At 38.8% G+C, this 1353-nt stretch carries 1 protein-coding gene; it reads left to right on the forward strand.

The features are described 5' to 3' along the window. Positions 1-1353: DUF7507 domain-containing protein (locus tag HM985_RS17460; protein ID WP_179377410.1), on the forward strand; the 1353-nt coding region annotated here is incomplete at both ends.

Genomic DNA, 1353 nt, shown 5'->3' on the forward strand with positions numbered 1-1353 from the left:
AGTGCAGAAGGTTTATTAGCAGTAGGAGAAACGGCAACATATACAGCAACTTATGTTATAGAACAAGCTGCAATAGACGCAGGAGGTTTTAGCAACAGTGTTTTAGCTGAAGGCGATAGTCCAGCAGGAACAACAGTTGATGATACCAGTGATGATGACGATGACGCTGATGGCAATACAGAAGATGATGCCACAGTAACAACAATAGTAGCATTACCAAGTCTAGAAGCTGTTAAGACGGTGGCAATCACAACAGATGTATTACCAACAGGCTTAAGTTTAGGAGATACAATGACTTATACGATAACTGTAGAAAACACAGGAAACGTAAGTTTAGATAATGTAGCTATCGCAGATACCTTTGTAGATGCTAACGGTAACACCTTAACTTTATTAACAGGTCCAACATTTAATAGTTCAGATGCAGGAAGTGCAGAAGGTTTATTAGCAGTAGGAGAAACGGCAACATATACAGCAACTTATGTTATAGAACAAGATGCAATAGATGCAGGAGGTTTTAGTAACAGTGTTTTAGCCGAAGGCGATAGTCCAGCAGGAACAACAGTTGATGATACCAGTGATGATGACGATGATACAGATGGCAATACAGAAGATGATGCCACAGTAACAACAATTACAGCATCAGCAAGTATTGAAGCCGTTAAAACAGTAGTAATCAGTAATGATGTATTACCAACGGGCTTAAGTTTAGGAGATACAATGACTTATACGATAACTGTAGAAAACACAGGAAACGTAAGTTTAGATAATGTAGCTATCGCAGATACCTTTGTAGATGCTAACGGTAACACCTTAACTTTATTAACAGGTCCAACATTTAATAGTGCAGATGCAGGAAGTGCAGAAGGTTTATTAACAGTAGGAGAAACGGCAACATATACAGCAACTTATGTTATAGAACAAGCTGCAATAGACGCAGGAGGTTTTAGCAACAGTGTTTTAGCTGAAGGCGATAGTCCAGCAGGAACAACAGTTGATGATACCAGTGATGATGACGATGACGCTGATGGCAATACAGAAGATGATGCCACAGTAACAACAATAGTAGCATTACCAAGTCTAGAAGCTGTTAAGACGGTGGCAATCACAACAGATGTATTACCAACAGGCTTAAGTTTAGGAGATACAATGACTTATACGATAACTGTAGAAAACACAGGAAACGTAAGTTTAGATAATGTAGCTATCGCAGATACCTTTGTAGATGCTAACGGTAACACCTTAACTTTATTAACAGGTCCAACATTTAATAGTGCAGATGCAGGAAGTGCAGAAGGTTTATTAGCAGTAGGAGAAACGGCAACATATACAGCAACTTATGTTATAGAACAA

The organism is Winogradskyella wichelsiae (assembly GCF_013403925.1).
In the GTDB taxonomy this organism is placed as follows: Bacteria; Bacteroidota; Bacteroidia; order Flavobacteriales; family Flavobacteriaceae; genus Winogradskyella; species Winogradskyella wichelsiae.